The following is a 19,515-nucleotide window of genomic DNA, read 5'->3' on the forward strand; positions in this document are numbered from 1 at the left end:
TTTTTAATAGGTGTTCTTAATGTCAAAGATTTTTAAAATTATAAAGCGTCAGATTTATGTATTGAAAAGTAAACTTTGGTTTAAACCGGCAGCTTATTGTGTTGTAGCAACTTTAGCAATATATTTTTGTTATCTATTTCAGAAAATAGGTATAAATTTCTATTCTACAACTATTAATAAAGATACTGTTACTACCCTACTCTCTATAATTACAAATAGTATGATTGCAGCAATGGTTTTTGCTGTAGGTGCTATAGTTACAGCTTATACATCAGCTAGTCAATCCGGAACACCTAGAGTACTATCTATACTTCTAAGAGACAGCACTTCTCATAAAGCTACATCAACCTTTATCGGTGCTTTTATATATGGAGTTATTGCTACTATTGGTCTTAAATCTGGAATTTTTAATCAAACAGGAATCTTTTTAATATTTATTATTACCATACTCGTATTTATATGGATTATTCTTACGTTTATTGTATGGATTGACAATATTGCAAAACTTGGACAAATAAAAACTATCTTGCAAAAAACGGAGAAACAAGCTTTTTCTACAGTTAAACAATATACAAAAAATCCGTACATGTATTGTAATAAGCTGGATAAAGAAAGAATACCAGAAGAGGCACTACCAATTTACTCTGATTATTATGGATTTCTTAATGAAATTCATCTAGAACTTCTAAACAACTATTGTGAAAAACTAAATGCAAAACTATACATTGTAAAATACAAAGGAGAACACTTAGCTAGCTCTGAGATTATAGCTTATATCAAATCTCCCAAATATTTATCTAAAGAGATGCTTAGCAAAATTACTGATAATTTTATTATCTCTAATGAAAAAAACTTTATTGAAGATCCAATATTTGGAGTAGAAACTCTCAGTGAAATCGCAGCTAAAGCTTTAAGTCCTGGAACAAATGATCCTGGAACTGCTATTAGTGTTATTGATTCGCTTAATCGTTGTTTGAAGTATCTAATTGATCATACAGACTCTACTACCAAAGTTATTTATAAAAATATTTATGTGGAAGGTATTGAGATAGATCGTTTTATAAAAAGTGGATTTGAATATATAAGAATCTACGGAAGCAATAACCTTCAGGTAGCAAAACGCATCCAAAAAAGTCTTCTTCATATTTCTAGACAACTTGAAAATAATAATAGTATTAATTTTGCAAAAGAATATCTATCAAACTGTCTAGCTCAAGCCAATCATGAATTAAAATATGACTTTGAAAAAAAAGATCTGAAAATATTTACTGATAAATTAGAAAAACAAAAATAAATTTCTCAAAAACTTAATAAACATTCAATCAAACAATTCTAAACTAAGCTTATCAGTGATACTATTTAAATATATTAAATACATTTATTAAATCAATTGGTATGCATTTATTAGGTATAGAAGCTGGTGGTACTAAGTTTTTCACAACGGTTGGTGATTTTGATGGAAATGTAATAGAACGTTATCGTACGGATACTACCACGCCAGAAGAAACAATGTCTGAAGTTCTTGGGATAATAAGGAATTATCAGAAAAATTATGAGATCAAAGCTCTAGGTTTGGCATGTTTTGGACCTATTGATATTAATATTAAATCTAAAACTTATGGATATATTACAAATACTCCAAAAATAGCGTGGCAAAACTTTGATATAGTTAAAGCAGTAAAATCTGTCTATAAAGGATCTATTGGGTTTAATACAGATGTAAATGCTGCGGCTATTTGTGAACAACTTTGGGGTTGTGCTCAAGACTTAGAAAACCTTCTTTATTTAACGGTTGGTACTGGTGTTGGTGGCGGAATAATCTGTAGTAATAAGCTAGTACAAGGTGCAATGCACTCCGAAATTGGTCACTTACTAATACCACAAAATCCACAAGATAATTTCTTAGGATGCTGCCCATTTCATGGCAACTGTATTGAGGGTCTTGCATCAGGTACTGCTATAAATAAAAGATGGAATGTAAGCCATGCTGGTTTACTAGCTGATGATCATATTGCTTGGCAGTTTGAAGCTGAATATATCGCAAAAGCATTAGTCAATTATATATGTGCATTTTCTCCAGAGAAGATTATTCTAGGAGGTGGAGTAATGCATAAGACAATCTTATTTGATATGATTCGGAAAAATGTAGCAGATTATATAAATAACTATTTAGAATACCCTGCATTAAAAGATATGAATAGCTTTATTGTACCTGCCTCTTTTGGTGATAATACAGGCGTAAAAGGCTCACTCGCCCTTGCACTAGAAACCTTCAATACACAAACTAAGTAATCTCGTCAAAATTATCCTTATATTATTTGTTCTTTACTGTTAAAATCTTGTTAAATTTAATTGATAAATAAACCATTAGCTAATCTTGATAAAAAAAATACTTGCTAACCATATACTATCCAAATCTTTGCAAACTATGGTTGTTCAAGCTTTAGGACAAGCATGCGCATTTATTACAGCTATCCTTTTAGCTCGCCATCTAAATATAAAAGATTATGGTTTTTATATTTTTGGTGTTACCGTTGCTACTATCATAGCCGTAGTTGCAACTATGGGAGCTGGTGGTATATTAGCCAGAACTTGGGGTAAATCTGACTTAGAAAGTAGCTTTGAGCGCCATAAAGAAACGTTTCGAGTACACAACTGGTACTTCAAACGAGGCTTTGCTATAGTAATTATAATAATTACTGTAATAATTTTTTATAACCACTCTGAACATAATGATAATTCAATAGAAAATTTTGCATTGTTGTTTGCTATACCATTTTTTATGGCAAATATATTCCAGTCATTTTTTGTTGCAAGAAGAGTTGTTGTTTTTGCTAATCTAATACAACTTGGTTTAAGACTTATTATGCTATTTTTAACCATAGCTTTTATAGTCTTATATATTAATGATACTGCAATGCTTATTGGGACCATGATGATCTTTATGACCATCTATGTTACATCCATATGGCTTATCCAGACATCAAAATATAGTTTCGAAAGTGCTAAACCAATTGGTAGCAACTTATCTTTTGCTTTAATGCAGTGGGGATTGCTACTTTTATCACAGGTAGATATTATTATTTTAAAAGGATTATCAGGTCCTAGCAATGTAGCACTATTTGGTGTCGCACTGCAGCTTAGCGCTCTAATAAGTTTCGTATTAAATGCAGTAAACTCTAATGTTTTGTCACAGGTAGCTGATGACTATAAAAATAACTCTAGAGAAGTATTTCAACAGAAAATAACATCATACACAAGAATAATATTTGTTCTATCTATTGTGGCCATATTGGGTCTCATCATCTGCGGTTATCCAATAACTTTAATGTATGGAGAGCAATATACAACATCATACTTTATTTTCTGTATTCTAATGGTGGGACAAATTGTTAATGTACTTTCTGGTTGTGTAGCTACAATTCTTAATATGGCTGGATTTGAGAAAAACACTTGTATTGCATTCTATATCGCTTTAGCTTTAAATATCATATTAGGAAGTATTTTTACTTTGCATTGGGGAGTATACGGACTAGCAGTTGCTTCAAGCATTTCAATGATATACTGGAATATTCACTTATTATATAAAGTAGTCACTAAAATAAAGATCAATCCTACTATATTTATCTTCAGATAGTCTTACGACTCTATTGGACTACTATTAGTCTTAGCTGCGCTATTAAGTGATTTAGAAACGTTATCAACGGCATTATTTACTTTTTCTTTGACTTCTTTTACTGGTTCACTTTTTATATTTGCAACAAGTAACAAGCCACCTACAAGAGCCAAGAAAACTATTAATGGTATATTTATTTTTCCAAGAATTTTTTTAAAAATTTTCATACAATATCTACTTAACTATTTAAAAAACCATAGTAGCTCCGCTACTTGCTTGATCTGTACCATCATCAAATCCTTTTTTAAAGTTTTGAACTTTTGTCTGAGCACTATTAGCCATATTACTCAAAGCATCTGAGGCATCATTTGCCTTTGCTTTTATAACTTCTTGGCTCTTATGTGCTTGATCTACTATTTGATTAGCTGTTTCAGAAAATTTATTCTTAACATCATTATATGTTTGATTCATAGATTGTGAAGCATTATTAGTCTTCTCGATAATATCTTGTTTTGCTTGAGTAACAGATTGTCCAAATTCTTTACCTGTTTGATAAGAATCCCCTTGTGAATAATCAAAATCATCAGCATATACTGATAAAGAAGATAATCCCAAAGCTGTCGCTATAATTGCTATTTTAATTTTTTTCATAAGAGAATCTCCTAGTCATTATCTATATCCAATTTATAAAATTAGCTAACTAGTCAAACCATTAGCTGCATCATCAATATTGCTAATTTCCTCTTTCTTAGATTGAGTTTTACTAGAGTTATCAATAGTTGCTTGATTATTTTCAGACTCAACATCTGCCAAAGTCTTAACTGCTTGTGGTGGTTGCTGCTGATTTGTACTACTATCACTAGTTATATTTTGAGCTGGAGTATCCATAGAAGTAGCTTCAGGAACAGCTCCACAAAACATTGGTAATATCATCAAACTTAATACCGATAAACTTAGATATCTTTTTTTCATCGTATTAACCTTACTTTAAAGTGAATAAACTATTATAGAAATTACCACAAAACTCTTTTTTTTACTATATTTCAGCACTAGTTTGATATCATAAACAAGTTTATAATTCTATTGTGTTATAATTTAAAACAAAATAAAAACTACTAAATTTCTAATGCTTTCAGATGCATCCAAAGAAGATAAAAAACTAGCAAGGAGTTGGCTTAAAGATATCGCATCTCCTGCTAAAAAATGGATTAAATTAACTGTACTAATAGCTTTCTTAAGTGGTCTACTACTAATAGGTCAACTGTATCTACTAGCTCATATTTCTTATGAAGCATATCTACAAAATTCAACACTAGGTCAACTAAGCACCTATTTTATTTTGATTATTGTGATTGTGTTAATCAGAGCTGGATTAAGCTGGATCAGAGAAATAGTAAGCTACAAAGCCGCAACATTAGTGAAAAAACAAATTCGTGAAGATATTTTAGCTCATGTTAATAGTCTTGGCCCTATTGAGCTTAATAAAACTTCTAATGCCAACATAATAACTAGTGCGATGGAGCAAGTCGAAGGATTAACAGGTTTTTTGACTAAGTTTTTACCTCAAATAACATTATCTGGGCTAATGCCCTTGGCTATTTTAGTATTTATATTTCCGCAAAGTATAGTATGTGGAATTCTACTACTAATATGCGCCCCTCTTATACCATTATTTATGATATTAGTGGGTTTAGGAGCAGAATCTGAAAGCCAAAAACATTTTAAAACTCTTGCAAGAATGAGTATGACTTTCTTAGATACTCTAAAAGGACTTACAACTCTAAAACTTTTTAATAAAAGCAAATCTCATAGCGAAACTATTTACAAAGCATCTGATAATTATAGAATCCGTACAATGAAAGTTCTTAAAATCGCCTTCTTATCTTCGGCTGTACTAGAGCTTTTTGCTGCTGCTTCGATCGCTCTAGTTGCGATATATCTTGGTATGGGTTTTATCAATGCTGGTGCAGGTAATGATATTTGGTGGTCGCTAGAAAATATAACTTTACAGGGTGGGTTATTTATTCTACTTTTAGCCCCTGAGTTTTTTATGCCTCTTAGAGAGCTTAGCACTCATTATCATGCCAAAGCTGAAGCAGTTGGTGCTGCTCTAGAAATTTCTAAAATATTTGAGATGCAACCATCTCATCAAGAAAGAAATGAAATATTTAATGATAAAGTAAACTCTATAAACATCAAAGATTTGATAGTTAAGTATGATGATAAAATAGCTCTTGATAATGTTTCTTTAGAGATTAATCACAAACAAAAAATAGCTATAGTTGGAGCTAGTGGCGCAGGTAAAACCACACTGATAAATACGCTACTTGGTTTTATAAAATATCAAGGTAATATCTTAGTTAATAACACTATTGAGCTAAAAAATCTTGAAGAAAAATCTTGGCTAAAAAATATCTCTTGGCTAGGACAAAACTCATCATTATTCAAAGGTTCTATCAAGGATAATCTACTACTCGCAAATGCTAGCGCTACAGATGAGCAAATAAATCAAGCTTTAAAAAATACCGATTTAAATGAATTTATAAGCTCTCTTGCAAATGGTTTAGATACGGAAGTTGGCGAGCAGAATATAGGAGTATCTGGAGGACAGGCGCAAAGATTAGCTTTAGCTCGTGCATATCTAAAATCTCATGATATCCTAATTCTCGATGAGCCTACAGCAAGTCTAGATAAAAATAGTGAAGAGAAAATCATTAACTCATTAAAATCAAACTGGAATGATAAAACTGTAATTATGCTAACTCACAAATTAAGCTTCCTAGAGTGTGTTGACAAAATTGTAGTCTTAGCAAATGGAAAAATAGTTGAAACAGGAACATTTGAAAAACTAGTTAGCGATCAAAATAGTGAGTTCTATAATTTCTATAGAAATGAGGTAACAGCATGAGAAATTTAATACCGTTTATAAAGCTGTTTAAAAGTCAAACTCAATGGATGCTCTTGGGTACTCTACTTGCATGGTCAGCAATACTTATGGGCATAGGACTAATGTCACTATCTGGCTGGTTTATCTCATATACTGGTTATTTGGCTACTACTACCTATGCTATTGCAACTTCATTTAACTATTTTTACCCTTCTGCTGGTGTACGCTCTTTCTCACTTGGTAGAATACTAAGTAGATATGGTGAAAGAATACTAACACATGAGGCAACTTTTAGAATAATTACAGATATTCGTGTATGGTTCTATCAAAAGCTTGAACCACTTGCGCCTTCTCATTTGTACAAATATAAAAGTGGCGACTTACTTACACGTCTAGTCAATGATATTGGTGCATTAGATAATCTATATATTCGTATAATCTCCCCAACTGTTGTATTTGTCTTAGCAAGTATAACTATAGCTATATTATTTAGTTTCTTTAGTTTGAGCCTTGCGCTACTGACATTTATATCATTATTACTAATAGGATTTGTAATACCGTTAGTTAGTAGCCTTTTAGCTATGAGAAAAACTCAAGATCTTAATCACACTAGTGCTGAATTAAAGACAAATATCACAGAACATGTTAACTCTCTAGCAGAGCTTAAAATCTTTGACTTAGAAGGTAAGCATCTAGAAAATATTAAAAAGCAAAATACTGAACTACTAAATCAAGAAGAAAAAATCAGTTTTATAAGCGGTTTTGGTAGTGCTTTAATGACTTTGGCGTTAGGCTTAACTGTAGTTATGGTAACAGTTTTTGCAGTCAAACTAACTCAAAATGGCTATATAAGTGGTGCATTTATTGCTTTGATATTTTTGGCGATAATGGCAATGTTTGAATCAATTATGCCATTACCACTAGCATATCAGTATTTAGGTAAGACAATTTCTGCTTCAAAAAGGATATTAAATATTACAGATGCTAAAGCAGATGTTGAGTATCCAACAAACTCTGACATTAGTTTAGATAACTATAGTATCAGCTTCAATAATGTTGATTTTGGATATAATGCAGAGCAATCAGTACTTAAAGATTTTTGTTTAGAAATCAAACAAAATGAAAAAATAGCACTATTCGCACCAACAGGAAAAGGCAAATCTACCATTATCAACCTACTTGCTAGATTCTGGGATGTTAATAGTGGTGAAATCGCTATCGGTGATAGAAATATCAAAGAATTTAACGAAGATCAACTTAGAAACCTAATGACTGTGATTAATCAATCTCCGCATATCTTTAATACCACGATTAGAGAAAATCTAAAGATTGCTAAAGATAATGCTACTGAAGAAGAGCTCCTAGAAGCTTTAGAAAAAGTTGAATTAAAAAAACATGTTGAGTCACTACCAAAAGGACTGGATACTTGGACTGGTGAGCTTGGTAGGCAATTATCAGGTGGTCAGCAAAAACGTCTAGCTTTAGCGCGTGCATTCTTACAAGATAAGCCTATACTTATACTAGATGAGCCAACCGAAGGACTTGATAAAGAAACTGAAAGATTAGTTTTTGAAAATCTAGTTAAGCTTATGCAAAATAAGACTGTAATATTTATTACTCATAATGCTAAGCTTTTGAATAAATTTGATAGGGTTGTTAGACTGTAAGTTACCCTCTCAACTCACTATTTAATTTACCAATATCTAATTTCTTCTGCCATTTGGATATAATAATAGTTCCTATAGTATTACCAATCATATTTGTAATAGCACGCCCTTCTGACATAAATCTATCTATACCTAAGATAATCACAATACCTGCAACTGGTACTACGCCCAAGGCGCTCAAAGTACTCGCTAATATAATAAATCCACTGCCTGTAACACCAGCAGCTCCTTTTGAACTAATAACCATAATTAGTAGCATAAAAACTTGCTGGCTCAAAGTAAGCTCTATACCTAATGCTTGTGCTATAAATATCGCAGCTAGTGATAAATATATAGCTGTACCATCTAAATTAAAAGAATATCCAGTTGGTATCACCAGACCTACAACCGATTTATCACAACCTAAATTCTCAAGTTTCTCCATCAAATTTGGTAGAACTGTTTCTGATGATGAAGTACCTAATACGATAAGTATTTCTGTCTTGATATATCCAAGTAGTTTAAATATATTTATGCCACAATATAGCTTTAGTATTAACCCTAAAAATACTAAGATAAATATCAAACATGTAATATAAAAGCATAGCAACAACCCTAATAAACCAAGTAGTGTACCTGCTCCATACATACCTATTGTATAACCAATCGCAGCACAAGCAGCTATCGGTGAATAATGCATTATTACATGAATTATCTTAAAAAATACTTTGGATAAGCTCTGGATACCATCTAATATTGGCTTGCCTGATTCTCCATACATTACTAAGCCAACAGCAAATAATATTGATACAAAAAGTACCTGCAGAATATCGCCATCTGTAAAAGCTCCTACAAATGTATGAGGAATAATATTCATAAAAAAGTCTTGCATATTTGCCACATGCTCAACATTTCCCATATACGCTTTTGCGGCACTAGCATCTAGAGTATTTGGATCAATATTAAGACCTAATCCAGGTTTTAGTAGATTTGCCGTAACCATCCCAATTATTAGAGCAACTATTGTCATTGAGAAAAAATACAATAATGCCACTCCACCTATCTTACCCACTGCTTTTAAGTCTTTCATTGCAGCAATACCTGAAACGAGTGTCAGAAATATAATTGGTGCTATCATCAGCTTGATTAATTTAACAAAAACATCTGCAAAAGGCTTCAAAGCTACAGCAAAATGAGGAGTAATAATTCCAAGTAAAACTCCTATAACTATACCAAGTAAAACCTGTGCATATAAGTGACGAAATATTTTCATATTGATTTCAAAATTAAGAAGTCATAATTTCAATATATCTTATATAGATATCCTAAGTAAATTGTTTTTACTAAAGTTTGCAAGTTATCATTTAAGAAATCATAATACTTCTAAGAGATAAAAATATAGGATTAGATATCATGACCAATGAACAAAAAGGCGTTTTACAGGGACTATTAATTGGAATAGTTCTATCTATTTTGATAGTTGCTATAGGATCAATATGTGATGTTTTTAATTTGGGAAAAATAGATAATAAAATTACTATAGCTTTTAATAGTTTAATAATTCCTGGGGTATTTCTTGTAATTGCCGTAGCAAGATTAGCAAAATATCGCTTCTTTAGTGATACTGATATAAATGGTAGTGGGTTAACACAAGGATCACAGCAAGCTAAGATCCTACAATCTTTAATACAAAATACTTTAGAACAATTATGTATAGCTTTTGTAGCATACTCCGCTTGGTCTGTAATCATGCCAGCTCAAAGTATGTCAACTATCATTTTCGCAGCTTTCACTTTTGCTTTAGGAAGAATATTATTCTTTGTTAATTATAGAAAAGGAGCCAGTGCCAGAGCTTTAGGATTTACTTTAACATTCTACCCTTCTGTAGTGATGATAATTACTGTCTTAGGCTTTAAACTTTATAATCTCTTCTACTAAGAGATAGTACATTAGAAAATTATTACTCTGCTAAAGCGACCGCTTCTATTTCAACCTTCACATCTCTTGGTAATCTAGCTACCTCTACACATGAACGAGCTGGGAAATTACCATTAAAGAAAGAGCCATAAACTTCATCAATAAGCTTAAACTCTGTCATATCTTTGATAAAGATAGTTGCCTTGATTACTTTATCTAGACCTGAGCCTGCTGCTTCTAATACTGCTTTTAGATTCTGCATGACTTGAGTAGTTTGTTCTTTAACACACTCTCCAGACATAGTGCCATCTGCTTTTAGTGGTATTTGACCAGAAGTATATACAAAGTTTCCTACTTTTATAGCTTGCTCATACGAACCTATAGCTTGCGGTGCATTAGTAGTATTTATTTTAATCTTTTTCATTAGACATCCCTCGCGAGTTTATAAGTTGGATCTATTTCTTCAAAAACACAGTATGGACCTGCACTTTTGAGTATTTTACGACAATCTTCACTTAGATGTTTAAGCGTAACTTTTTTACCTAAATCTAAGTATTTTTTAGTAATATCATCTATTGCCTCAGCTCCGGAAATATCCATAACTCTAGAGTTAGCAAAATCTAATATAATATTATCTGGATCATAATTTACATCAAATAAGCTCTTAAACGAAGATGTTGAACCAAAAAATAGTGGTCCAAAAAACTCATATACTTTTGTATTGTCATCTTCTCTATGAGTACGGCTATGTACTTGTGAACTTTTCCAAGCAAAAACTAAAGCTGAAATAATCACACCAGAAATAACGGCAATCGCTAAATCCGAAAATACAGTAATAACAGTAACTGCCACTAAAACCACCTTATCTGAATTTGGCATATAACGGATACGATTAACACTCTCCCACTCAAAAGTATTGATACACACCATAAACATAATACCAGCTAACACCGCGACAGGAATATAAGATATATACCCAGATAGAGCAACTACAAAAGATATCAATAGCAATGCTGCTGTTAATGATGATAAACGCCCACGCCCGCCATTTGTGAAGTTAATTATTGACTGACCTATCATGGTACAACCAGCCATCCCACCAAAGAAACCACAAACAATATTACCAGTACCTTGAGCGATACATTCTTGATTACCATTACCATGCTTATTATCCATTTCATCAAGCACTGATAATGTCAGCAGTGATTCAATCAAACCAACAAGTGCAACAATCACAGCATAAGGTAATACTATAAGAAATGACTGCATAGTCAAATGAATATTAGGCAATGCAAAACTTGGAAATGCTCCAGAGATATCTGCCAAATCTCCAACATTTTTTGTCTGTAATTTGAAGAATACTACTACAGCTGTTATAACAATAATTGCTACCAGACCTGAAGGCACTTTGTCAGTAAATTTAGGTAAGAAGTAAACAATCAACATAGTTATGCCAACTAATACATACATTGTAATTCCTTCACCTCGGAATAATGGTATTTGTGCTAAAGCGATAACTATCGCTAAACCATTAACAAAACCATACATCGCCGGTTGTGGTACTAGGCGAATTAACTTACCTAAACGAAGTATCCCAATTGTAACTTGTATAACACCAGCCATAATCGCACATAACAATATGTACTGCAGGATATAACTACTTAGTTCACCAGACTGGGTAAGTGAGTTTAGCATCTCAGGTGAAAGTGATGCCTTAACTTGAATACCTAAGCTTACTAATACAACTGCTACCGCTCCAGTTGCTCCAGAGATCATCCCGGGTTTACCACCTATAAGAGCTGTTATCAGACCCAATATAAAAGCAGTATATAAACCAACTGTAGGAGATACTCCCGCGATAAATGAAAAGCCTATAGCTTCAGGGATTAGAGCAACTGCAACTACAAAACCAGATAATACATCTGATTTGATGTTCCTGCCAATAAAATTCTCTTTATAATTTAACAAACTTATTTCCTAATTTTTTAGATTCTAATTTTTAAGCCTTAAAGATACCATAAAAGAAATTTGTATTTAAGTAGAATTAAAGTTCGTCTAAATAATCTAAATAGTATTTTTGTATTTTTTAATACATATTATCGAAACCACAATCATAAAAATCAATAGTGGATAAATGCTATTTAGAATATCAAAGAATCCTCCTCCTTTGAGAAGAATTTCTCGGACAATATTTAGATAATGAGTTAATGGTAAAATATTACCTATGACTTGTGCCCACTCTGGCATACCATCGAATGGAAACATAAATCCTGACAGCAATATCGATGGTAAGAAAAAGAAGAATGTCATTTGCATTGCTTGTAATTGTGTATCAGCAATAGTTGAAAATGTAATACCCACCAAGAGATTTGCAATAATGAAAGGAAAAGTTGCGATAAGTAATAGTAAAATACTACCAACTATAGTTATTCCAAATATTACTTTGGCAAATATTATAATAAGCAATAACTGAATATAACCAACCACAATATATGGAGTAATCTTACCGAAAATAATCTCAAGAGATGTAACAGGTGTCGCAAGTAGAGATTCCATAGTTCCATACTCTTTCTCACGTGTGATTGTCAAAGATGTAACCATAACCATAGTCATAGTCAAAATCACTCCTGCCAATGCTGGTACGATATTATTTTGTGTTTTACTCTCTGGATTATATTTATTATGGATTACAAAATTAAAAGGCTGTGGCTGAGGTATCTGCTTATTAGAAAAGTATTGACTGTATATCTCTTTGACCTTATCAACAGCGTGTAAAGCACCTGAGTTTGAAGTTGCATTTGCTCCATCTGCTATTATTAGAATATTCGGAGATTCACCACGATAAACTTGCTTAGTAAAGTTAGGCGGTATATCTATGATAAACTGTACCTTACCTTTACGCATTAGTGTTGTCGCATCATCTCTTGAGATGTCTTGATATTTGATATCAAAATAACCAGTATTATTAATTTTCTCGATTAGATAGTTTGTTTGTAGTGTCTTATCAGCATTAACTATTGCTGTACTTAGATGCTTTGGATTCATATTTATAGCAAAGCCAAATAGTATTAGCTGAATAAGTGGTATACCAATCACTAGTCCAATTGTGACTTTATCTCTAAGCATATGAATAACTTCTTTGAGAAAAATCGCATAGTATCTATTAATATCAAAATACTTCATGCAAAGTTATCCTTTTGGCTACTCATCAAATATATAAAAGCATCCTCAAGTGATGTTTCTATTGATTGCCATTCAAATTGATTATACTCTGTTTGAATGTGTGTAATATCAACATTATTTTTAACACTAAGATGTACACTACTACCAAACATTGATACTTGCTCAATTTCAGTATTATCTTGAAGCTCTAACACAAGGCTATAAACATTTTTGCCTGAAATATTGTATGTTTTGATACCACAGCTATTAATAATATCTTTTTGAGTACCACTAGATAACAGCTTTCCATAAGCGATATATGACAACTTATTGCACCTTTCTGCTTCATCCATATAGTGAGTTGATACCAATGTTGTGATGCCTTTACTTGATAGTGTTGATATATAGTCCCAAAATTCTCTGCGTGCTTTTGGATCTACTCCAGCTGTAGGTTCATCTAATAGTAATAATTTAGGATCATGAATTGTTGCCACACCCAAAGCTAATCGTTGTTTCCAACCACCTGATAATTCATAAGCTTTTTGATTTGCTCTAGCTTTACCTATTTGCAGATTATCTATTGTTTTCTCAACAGCTTCTTTAATATTTTTTAAACTATGAAGTCGCGCAAAAATCTTGAGATTCTCTCTAACTGTAAGATCGGGATAGAGTGTAAATTTCTGAGTCATGTAACCAACTTGCTGTTTGATAATACTCGCGTGAGTACCTATATCATAACCAAGACAAGTACCCTCACCTTTTGTAATTGGAAGTAGACCACATACCATTCTTATAGAGGTTGTCTTACCTGAACCATTAGGTCCCAAAAAACCATAAATATCCCCTTGCTTAACTTGCAGAGAGATATTATCAACTACCGTTTTATCACCATAGACTTTGGTAAGGTTTTTGACATCTATTATTAGTTGATCCTCTTTGTCACTTATCATCTTAGCTCTACCTTTACAGGCTCTCCGATATGAATCTCAGAGCTATTTGCGGAGTAATCAACCTTAGCATGCACTTCAAAAGAAATCTCTGAATCAGAATTTATGCCATACAATAATGGCGGTGTATATTCAGCCTTTTGTGAGATATAACTAACTTTAGCTTCTAAACTCTTATTATTAGGTGTAATAAATTTAATAGTTTGGCCAATATGTAGGTTAGCTAAATTATCCTTTGATAAATAAAATACAATATATACATCTTCAGGATTAATAATAGTCATTACTGGACTATACGCCCGCACTTGTTCACCTTTGTGATAAAAAATCTGATAAACATAACCATTTTCTAATGATTTAACATCTGCTGAACTGATTTTTTGTTGTAAATATTTAGAGTTACTATTGATAAATTTTGACATAAAGTCAACCGCATTTCGCAAATCCTCTCGAGCAGGTAAATTATTAATAATTTGCATTACCTCTAATGCTTCAACTTGATTATTTGCTTGGATATATTTACTTTGCGCCTGTTCAAATTCTTTTTGAGAAGTACTATCATCTTTTAATAACATTTGTTGGCGCTGATACTCTTTAGATGCAACGGCTAAATTTGCTTTAGCATTAGATATATCGATGGCTGTCTTTTCTATATATGGTTGTCTTTTACCTTTAGACATATTTTCTGAGACTGCCTGAGATGCACTGTACAGAAATTTATTTGAATCTAATAAAGTCTGATTTTTTGATGAATCAATTAGAAATAATGATTGCCCCTCTCTAATATACTCTCCTTGACTTACATCTAATCTAAGAAGCCTACCACTTTCCTGTGAAGATATATATCTAACATCTGTACTAACGTAACCAGGAATTACTTTAATACTCGATCTACTAATATAATAAATAAATCCTAAGACAAAAATAACAAATATAATCGATACAATTATAATTTTTTTTCTAATCGACATCACTAATCAAAGATAAAAATCACTACGGTGATTATAAAGTAAACAACTATCATAAAAAACCATTTTTCTGATATAAAAATATTGCTATTTGATAATAAAAAAGTAATTATACTTCTGCTTTCAACCAAATCATGTAAGTCAAAATGTTCAAAAAAATTACCGCAACTGCTTTTACTTTATGTAGTGTTAGTATCGCTACTGCTGATGTTATAAACATTTATGCTCATAGAGGTCTTAGACCTATTGCTCCAGAAAACACTTTGCCAGCATATACAGAGGCTATGCGTGTTGGTGTCGATGTTATTGATATGGATATAAATATGACTAAAGACAAAGTTTTAGTTGTAACACACGATTTAACACTAAACCCAGATCTTACAAAAGATGAAAATGGTAATTGGGTAACAGAAAAAACTCCAATAAAAGATCTCTCTTTAGATCAAGTCAAAAAATACACAGTTGGATATATAAAGCCTAATTCTGCAACAGCAAAAATGTATCCAAATCATATTGGTATGGATAATGTTCATATGCCAACACTTGAAGAAGTTATCAACTATGTCAAATCTAATGTTGGTAGTAGAGTTCGTTTACAAATTGAGATAAAAACCAACCCTTATGATCCAAATGCAAGCTGGTCAGCACAAGAAATGGCTGAAGCTTTAAACAAAGTTTTGGTTAAAACAGATATGACTGATAATGTTGAGGTACAATCTTTTGAATGGCAAGCTCTAGTAGATTTACAGAAATTAAATCCAAAAGTCAAAACAGCATATTTGACAGATCATACAACAGAGCCAATGAATGCTGAACAAGCAAAACAACTTACGGATTACCAAAAATGGACAGCTCCACTTGATCCTAAAGACTATAATTACAATTATCCATTAATGGTTAAAAAATTAGGTGGTACATTCTGGGAACCTTATGAAAAAGATCTAACTAAAAAAGATGTTGAAGAAGCTCATAAACTAGGTGTCAAAGTTGTGACTTGGGGCTGGACAGAAGATGAAGGTAGTGATTTCAACTATGAAGTTATCAATAACTTAATCGATTGGAAAGTTGATGGTATCATTACTGATAGACCAGACATACTAAGAGGTGTAGAAGCAGCTAAAGGTTTAGATTTACCACCTGCTTATCCTAACATCCCTTTTCCAAAAAAATTCTAAACATCATCTAAAACATCCTAATTAAACAGTTAATTTATATTGCTGAATACCAAAAATTAAACTAAACTAGCGAATTACTATTGTTTAATATTTACCAATTAATAATGAATTTTCTTAAACCTGCGAAAGCTCTGCCTTTATTAGCTAAAGAGCAAATTCAAAAAGCATACCCTCATTGGCGCCTAAGAATGTTTTTGGTAGCCTATATAGGTTATTTCACATACTATTTTGGTCGTAGTAGTTTCGATGTATCAAAACAATATATTACAACCTTAACTCCAGATGAGCTTGGACTAATTGGAGCGGGTTTAGGTATAGCTTATGGTATAAGTAAATTTTTGATGGGAAATATCTCAGATAGAAGTAATGCAAAGATATTTTTGGCTATTGGATTATTTATTACGGGGCTTATAAACCTAATATTACCTAGCTTATTATCTCTAGGCGTACTTGTATTATTCATTGCAATGCTTGTTAACGGATGGGTACAAGGTATGGGATGGCCAGCATGTGCGCGTATCATGACACACTGGTTTTGTGCTAATGAGCGTGGTACAAAAATGGGGATCTGGAATACTGCTCATAATGTTGGTGCTGGATTTTTAGCTATTGCAGTTGTACCTATTGGGCTACTAATATTTCATGATAACTGGCACGGCCTTTTTTATGTTGCTGGTGCAATGTGTATATTTGTATCTATTTTAGTTTTGATATTTGGTGCTGATACTCCTCAATCAGTTGGCTTACCAGCTATAGAAGTATACAAAGGCTATACAACTTCAGAAGCTCATCATGAACAAGAGTTTTCAGCTAAAGAAATCTTCTTTAAATATGTCCTAAACAATAAATGGGTTTGGCTAATTGCATTTGCAAATGCTTTTGTTTATTGTGCTAGATATGGTCTTTTAAGCTGGTCAACATATTATCTTGTTCATGTTAAGCACATGTCAACAACTACAGGACTTTTGGGATTTGCATTGTTTGAATTACCTGCGATTCCAGGAACTATAATAATTGGTTGGATAACAGATAAATATTTTGGTAGTCGTAGAGCTCCTATGGGTGTGATATGTATGCTTTTATTCATCGGTGCTTTGTTTGTATACTGGTATAGTGACACTGCTTGGGTATTACTACTTTCATTATCTGCTATGGGTGTACTTATCTACGGACCTGTTGCTTTGATAGGAATATTAGCTTTGGACTTAGTGCCTAAAAAAGCTGGTGGTACTGCAGCTGGATTCACAGGATTGTTTGGCTATTTCTTAGGTACAGTTGGAGCTCAAGCGGTGATTGGTATTATCGCAACTATGCTAGGTTGGGATGCTGTATTTATATTCTTATTAGGCTCTTGTGTGATTGCTACTGCATTATTAGCTATCTGCTGGAACCTAAGTGCAAAAAAACACTAAAAATACATTTATGAAAAATATTTTAATCACAGGTGCTAATGGTGGAATTGGATCTGCCATAGCATTAGCTGCAGCAAAAGCTGGTTATAATGTTGGTTTACAGTATAATAAAAATCATGAGAATATTGATAAACTAAAAACTCAGCTATCTAGCTATAATATCAATATTTCTACTCATTGCGCTGATATAGCAAATGAAGAAGATATCAAAAAAATGTTTGATGAATTTATATCTGACCATGGTTCTATATATGCCCTTATAAATAATGCTAGTACAATTTTTCATACCTCTCGGTTAGAAGATATGAGTGCCGATCGTCTGCAAAAAGTATTCCAAGTAAATGCTATCGGGAATATTCTATGTGCAAAGTATGCTATAAAAAATATGTCACAAAAATATGGCTATAGTGGTGGTAAGATTATTAATATATCATCTGGCGCATCTCGCTCAGGCTCTCCTAATGAGTATATAGATTACGCTTGTACTAAAGGTGCGATTGATACTCTTACAAAAGGTTTATCAAGAGAACTAGCTGATGAAGGAATCCTTGTAAACTGTATAAGACCTGGCTCTACATATACAGATATCCATAAACTCTCGGGCGATGCCGATAGAGTTAACAAGATCAAACATAAAATCCCGCTTAAAAGAGGTGGTTATCCTGAAGAGATTGCTAGTGGGGTTATATGGCTATTATCAGATGGCGCAAACTACTGCACCGGTACTATTATTGATATCACTGGTGGATTGTAAAAGTGAAACTTATATTAATAAAGTTCCTTTTTTAAATGCTTCAGATATTTTTAATTTCATAACATTTAGACTAGATAAACTTTGCCTCTAAACCATTATTTATGAGCCTAATAATTTGAGCTTCAGATAACTTCAAAGCTTGAGCTATCTGCCTATAGTTTTCATTAAGATAACCTCCAAAATATGCAGGATCATCCGAATTGATAGTTACTTTAACACCCTTTTCTAAAAGTTTAGCCGCTGGATGATCAGATAAGTTACTTGTAACTTTTAAGCATTTATTTGATAATGGACACATTGTTAAAGCTATATTATCTTTTATGATTCTCTGTATTAGTGTCTCATCATTTAAAATAGCATTACCATGATCTATTCTATCAACCCCTAATATATCTATTGCTTCCCAAATATACTCAACAGGACCTTCTTCACCAGCATGAGCAACCAAATATAAACCTTCTTTCTTCGCCTGCTCAAAAACTCTTTTAAATTTAGATGGTGGATTTCCTAATTCACTACTATCTAAACCTATGCCTATAAAGCTCTCACGAAAATCCATTATTTTTTCAAAAGAACATAAAGCATGATTTTCAGATAAATGTCGTAAAAAGCACACTATTATACTTGTTTTTATAGAAAAATCTTTCTCTGCTCGCTTAATAGCTTGTGTAACACCACTAAATACTATAGATAAAGATATTCCTCTTTCTAAATGTGCTTGTGGATCTATAAAAATTTCAGAATGTGTCACATTATCCTGATTTGCCTTGACTAAATAAGCATAGGTTAGATCATAAAAATCTTGCTCAGTCAATATTACAGACATTCCTTGATAATATAAATCTAAAAAATCTTGAAGATTATTGAAATTATATGCTCTTTTTATTTCATCTATTGAGCCATATTTAAGATTTACTTTATTTCTTTGCGCTAATTGAAACATCATCTCAGGCTCTAATGTTCCCTCTATATGGAGATGAAGTTCTGCTTTAGGTATTGCTAAAAGATTTTCATAAATCATATTTAATTAT

At 32.3% G+C, this 19,515-nt stretch carries 19 protein-coding genes; 9 read left to right on the plus strand and 10 right to left on the minus strand.

Translation table 11 applies throughout. From position 1 onward, the window contains the following. The first annotated feature begins 19 nt into the window (after nucleotides 1–19). The 3 genes from FTPG_RS08615 (at nucleotide 20) to FTPG_RS08625 (ending at nucleotide 3,637) form a co-directional block, all read left to right on the plus strand. A complete protein-coding gene (locus FTPG_RS08615) occupies nucleotides 20–1,294 on the plus strand; it encodes a DUF2254 domain-containing protein (protein ID WP_050754315.1) in 1,275 nt (424 codons plus the stop codon). 101 nt (nucleotides 1,295–1,395) lie between these two features. Next, nucleotides 1,396–2,292, plus strand: a complete 897-nt coding sequence (locus FTPG_RS08620) for an ROK family protein (protein ID WP_004288069.1) — start codon at nucleotides 1,396–1,398, stop codon at nucleotides 2,290–2,292. Nucleotides 2,293–2,377: 85 nt separating this feature from the next. Beyond that, complete coding sequence (locus FTPG_RS08625; RefSeq protein ID WP_004288070.1) at nucleotides 2,378–3,637, plus strand: lipopolysaccharide biosynthesis protein; 1,260 nt, start codon at nucleotides 2,378–2,380, stop codon at nucleotides 3,635–3,637. 2 nt (nucleotides 3,638–3,639) lie between these two features. Here FTPG_RS08625 and FTPG_RS08630 read toward each other — a convergent pair whose 3' ends face one another. The 3 genes from FTPG_RS08630 to FTPG_RS08640 are packed head-to-tail and all read right to left on the minus strand — an operon-like array spanning nucleotide 3,640 to nucleotide 4,588. Further along, nucleotides 3,640–3,843 (minus strand): hypothetical protein, encoded by a 204-nt coding sequence (locus tag FTPG_RS08630; RefSeq protein ID WP_004288071.1) that lies wholly within the window; start codon nucleotides 3,841–3,843, stop codon nucleotides 3,640–3,642. A 19-nt stretch (nucleotides 3,844–3,862) separates the two neighbouring features. Beyond that, nucleotides 3,863–4,267, minus strand: coding sequence for a YtxH domain-containing protein (locus tag FTPG_RS08635; protein WP_004288072.1), 405 nt, complete (start codon nucleotides 4,265–4,267; stop codon nucleotides 3,863–3,865). A 45-nt stretch (nucleotides 4,268–4,312) separates the two neighbouring features. Next, entirely contained in the window at nucleotides 4,313–4,588 is a 276-nt protein-coding gene (locus FTPG_RS08640) for a hypothetical protein (protein WP_004288073.1), read from the minus strand. Nucleotides 4,589–4,742: 154 nt separating this feature from the next. On the opposite strand from FTPG_RS08640, the gene cydD reads away from it, so the two are divergent. Then, the gene (gene cydD, locus FTPG_RS08645; protein ID WP_004288074.1) at nucleotides 4,743–6,524 is read left to right on the plus strand and encodes a heme ABC transporter permease/ATP-binding protein CydD; all 1,782 of its coding nucleotides are present in this window, start codon (nucleotides 4,743–4,745) and stop codon (nucleotides 6,522–6,524) included. Next, the gene (gene cydC / locus FTPG_RS08650) at nucleotides 6,521–8,170 is read left to right on the plus strand and encodes a heme ABC transporter ATP-binding protein/permease CydC (protein ID WP_004288075.1); all 1,650 of its coding nucleotides are present in this window, start codon (nucleotides 6,521–6,523) and stop codon (nucleotides 8,168–8,170) included. The genes cydD and cydC overlap by 4 nt, the downstream gene beginning before the upstream one ends. A 1-nt stretch (nucleotide 8,171) precedes the next feature. On the opposite strand, the gene dctA is transcribed toward cydC, so the two are convergent. Then, entirely contained in the window at nucleotides 8,172–9,422 is a 1,251-nt protein-coding gene (dctA, locus tag FTPG_RS08655) for a C4-dicarboxylate transporter DctA (protein WP_004288076.1), read from the minus strand. 140 nt (nucleotides 9,423–9,562) lie between these two features. On the opposite strand from dctA, the gene FTPG_RS08660 reads away from it, so the two are divergent. Next, nucleotides 9,563–10,087, plus strand: coding sequence for an MAPEG family protein (locus FTPG_RS08660; RefSeq protein ID WP_004288077.1), 525 nt, complete (start codon nucleotides 9,563–9,565; stop codon nucleotides 10,085–10,087). A 22-nt stretch (nucleotides 10,088–10,109) separates the two neighbouring features. Here FTPG_RS08660 and FTPG_RS08665 read toward each other — a convergent pair whose 3' ends face one another. The 5 genes from FTPG_RS08665 to FTPG_RS08685 all read right to left on the minus strand — a co-directional run bounded on the left by FTPG_RS08665 (nucleotide 10,110) and on the right by FTPG_RS08685 (nucleotide 15,146). After that, nucleotides 10,110–10,490 carry a RidA family protein gene (locus tag FTPG_RS08665; protein ID WP_004288078.1) on the minus strand — a complete coding sequence of 127 codons (381 nt, stop codon included), beginning with the start codon at nucleotides 10,488–10,490 and terminating at the stop codon, nucleotides 10,110–10,112. Continuing rightward, entirely contained in the window at nucleotides 10,490–12,034 is a 1,545-nt protein-coding gene (locus tag FTPG_RS08670; RefSeq protein ID WP_004288080.1) for a SulP family inorganic anion transporter, read from the minus strand. Before FTPG_RS08670 ends, FTPG_RS08665 begins: the two co-directional genes overlap by 1 nt. Before the next feature lie 96 nt (nucleotides 12,035–12,130). Then, nucleotides 12,131–13,249, minus strand: coding sequence for an ABC transporter permease (locus FTPG_RS08675; RefSeq protein ID WP_004288081.1), 1,119 nt, complete (start codon nucleotides 13,247–13,249; stop codon nucleotides 12,131–12,133). Next, nucleotides 13,246–14,178 (minus strand): ABC transporter ATP-binding protein, encoded by a 933-nt coding sequence (locus tag FTPG_RS08680; RefSeq protein WP_004288082.1) that lies wholly within the window; start codon nucleotides 14,176–14,178, stop codon nucleotides 13,246–13,248. The genes FTPG_RS08675 and FTPG_RS08680 overlap by 4 nt, the downstream gene beginning before the upstream one ends. Then, nucleotides 14,175–15,146: an HlyD family secretion protein gene (locus tag FTPG_RS08685; protein WP_035722655.1), complete on the minus strand. Its 972-nt coding sequence runs from the start codon at nucleotides 15,144–15,146 to the stop codon at nucleotides 14,175–14,177. Before FTPG_RS08685 ends, FTPG_RS08680 begins: the two co-directional genes overlap by 4 nt. Nucleotides 15,147–15,289: 143 nt before the next feature. Between FTPG_RS08685 and FTPG_RS08690 the strand changes: the two genes are divergently transcribed. From FTPG_RS08690 to FTPG_RS08700, 3 genes are all read left to right on the plus strand, one after another. Next, a complete protein-coding gene (locus FTPG_RS08690) occupies nucleotides 15,290–16,318 on the plus strand; it encodes a glycerophosphodiester phosphodiesterase (protein WP_004288084.1) in 1,029 nt (342 codons plus the stop codon). Nucleotides 16,319–16,422: 104 nt separating this feature from the next. Then, on the plus strand, nucleotides 16,423–17,730 hold the full coding sequence (locus FTPG_RS08695; RefSeq protein WP_004288085.1) for an MFS transporter: 1,308 nt from the start codon (nucleotides 16,423–16,425) through the stop codon (nucleotides 17,728–17,730). 10 nt (nucleotides 17,731–17,740) lie between these two features. After that, complete coding sequence (locus FTPG_RS08700) at nucleotides 17,741–18,484, plus strand: SDR family oxidoreductase (RefSeq protein WP_035722722.1); 744 nt, start codon at nucleotides 17,741–17,743, stop codon at nucleotides 18,482–18,484. 70 nt (nucleotides 18,485–18,554) lie between these two features. Here the strand turns inward: FTPG_RS08700 and FTPG_RS08705 are convergent, their stop codons facing one another. Then, on the minus strand, nucleotides 18,555–19,505 hold the full coding sequence (locus FTPG_RS08705) for an adenosine deaminase (RefSeq protein ID WP_004288087.1): 951 nt from the start codon (nucleotides 19,503–19,505) through the stop codon (nucleotides 18,555–18,557). Between the last annotated feature and the right edge of the window lie 10 nt (nucleotides 19,506–19,515).

Origin of the sequence: Francisella philomiragia subsp. philomiragia ATCC 25015 (genome assembly GCF_000156715.1) — a bacterium.
GTDB lineage: Bacteria > Pseudomonadota > Gammaproteobacteria > Francisellales > Francisellaceae > Francisella > Francisella philomiragia.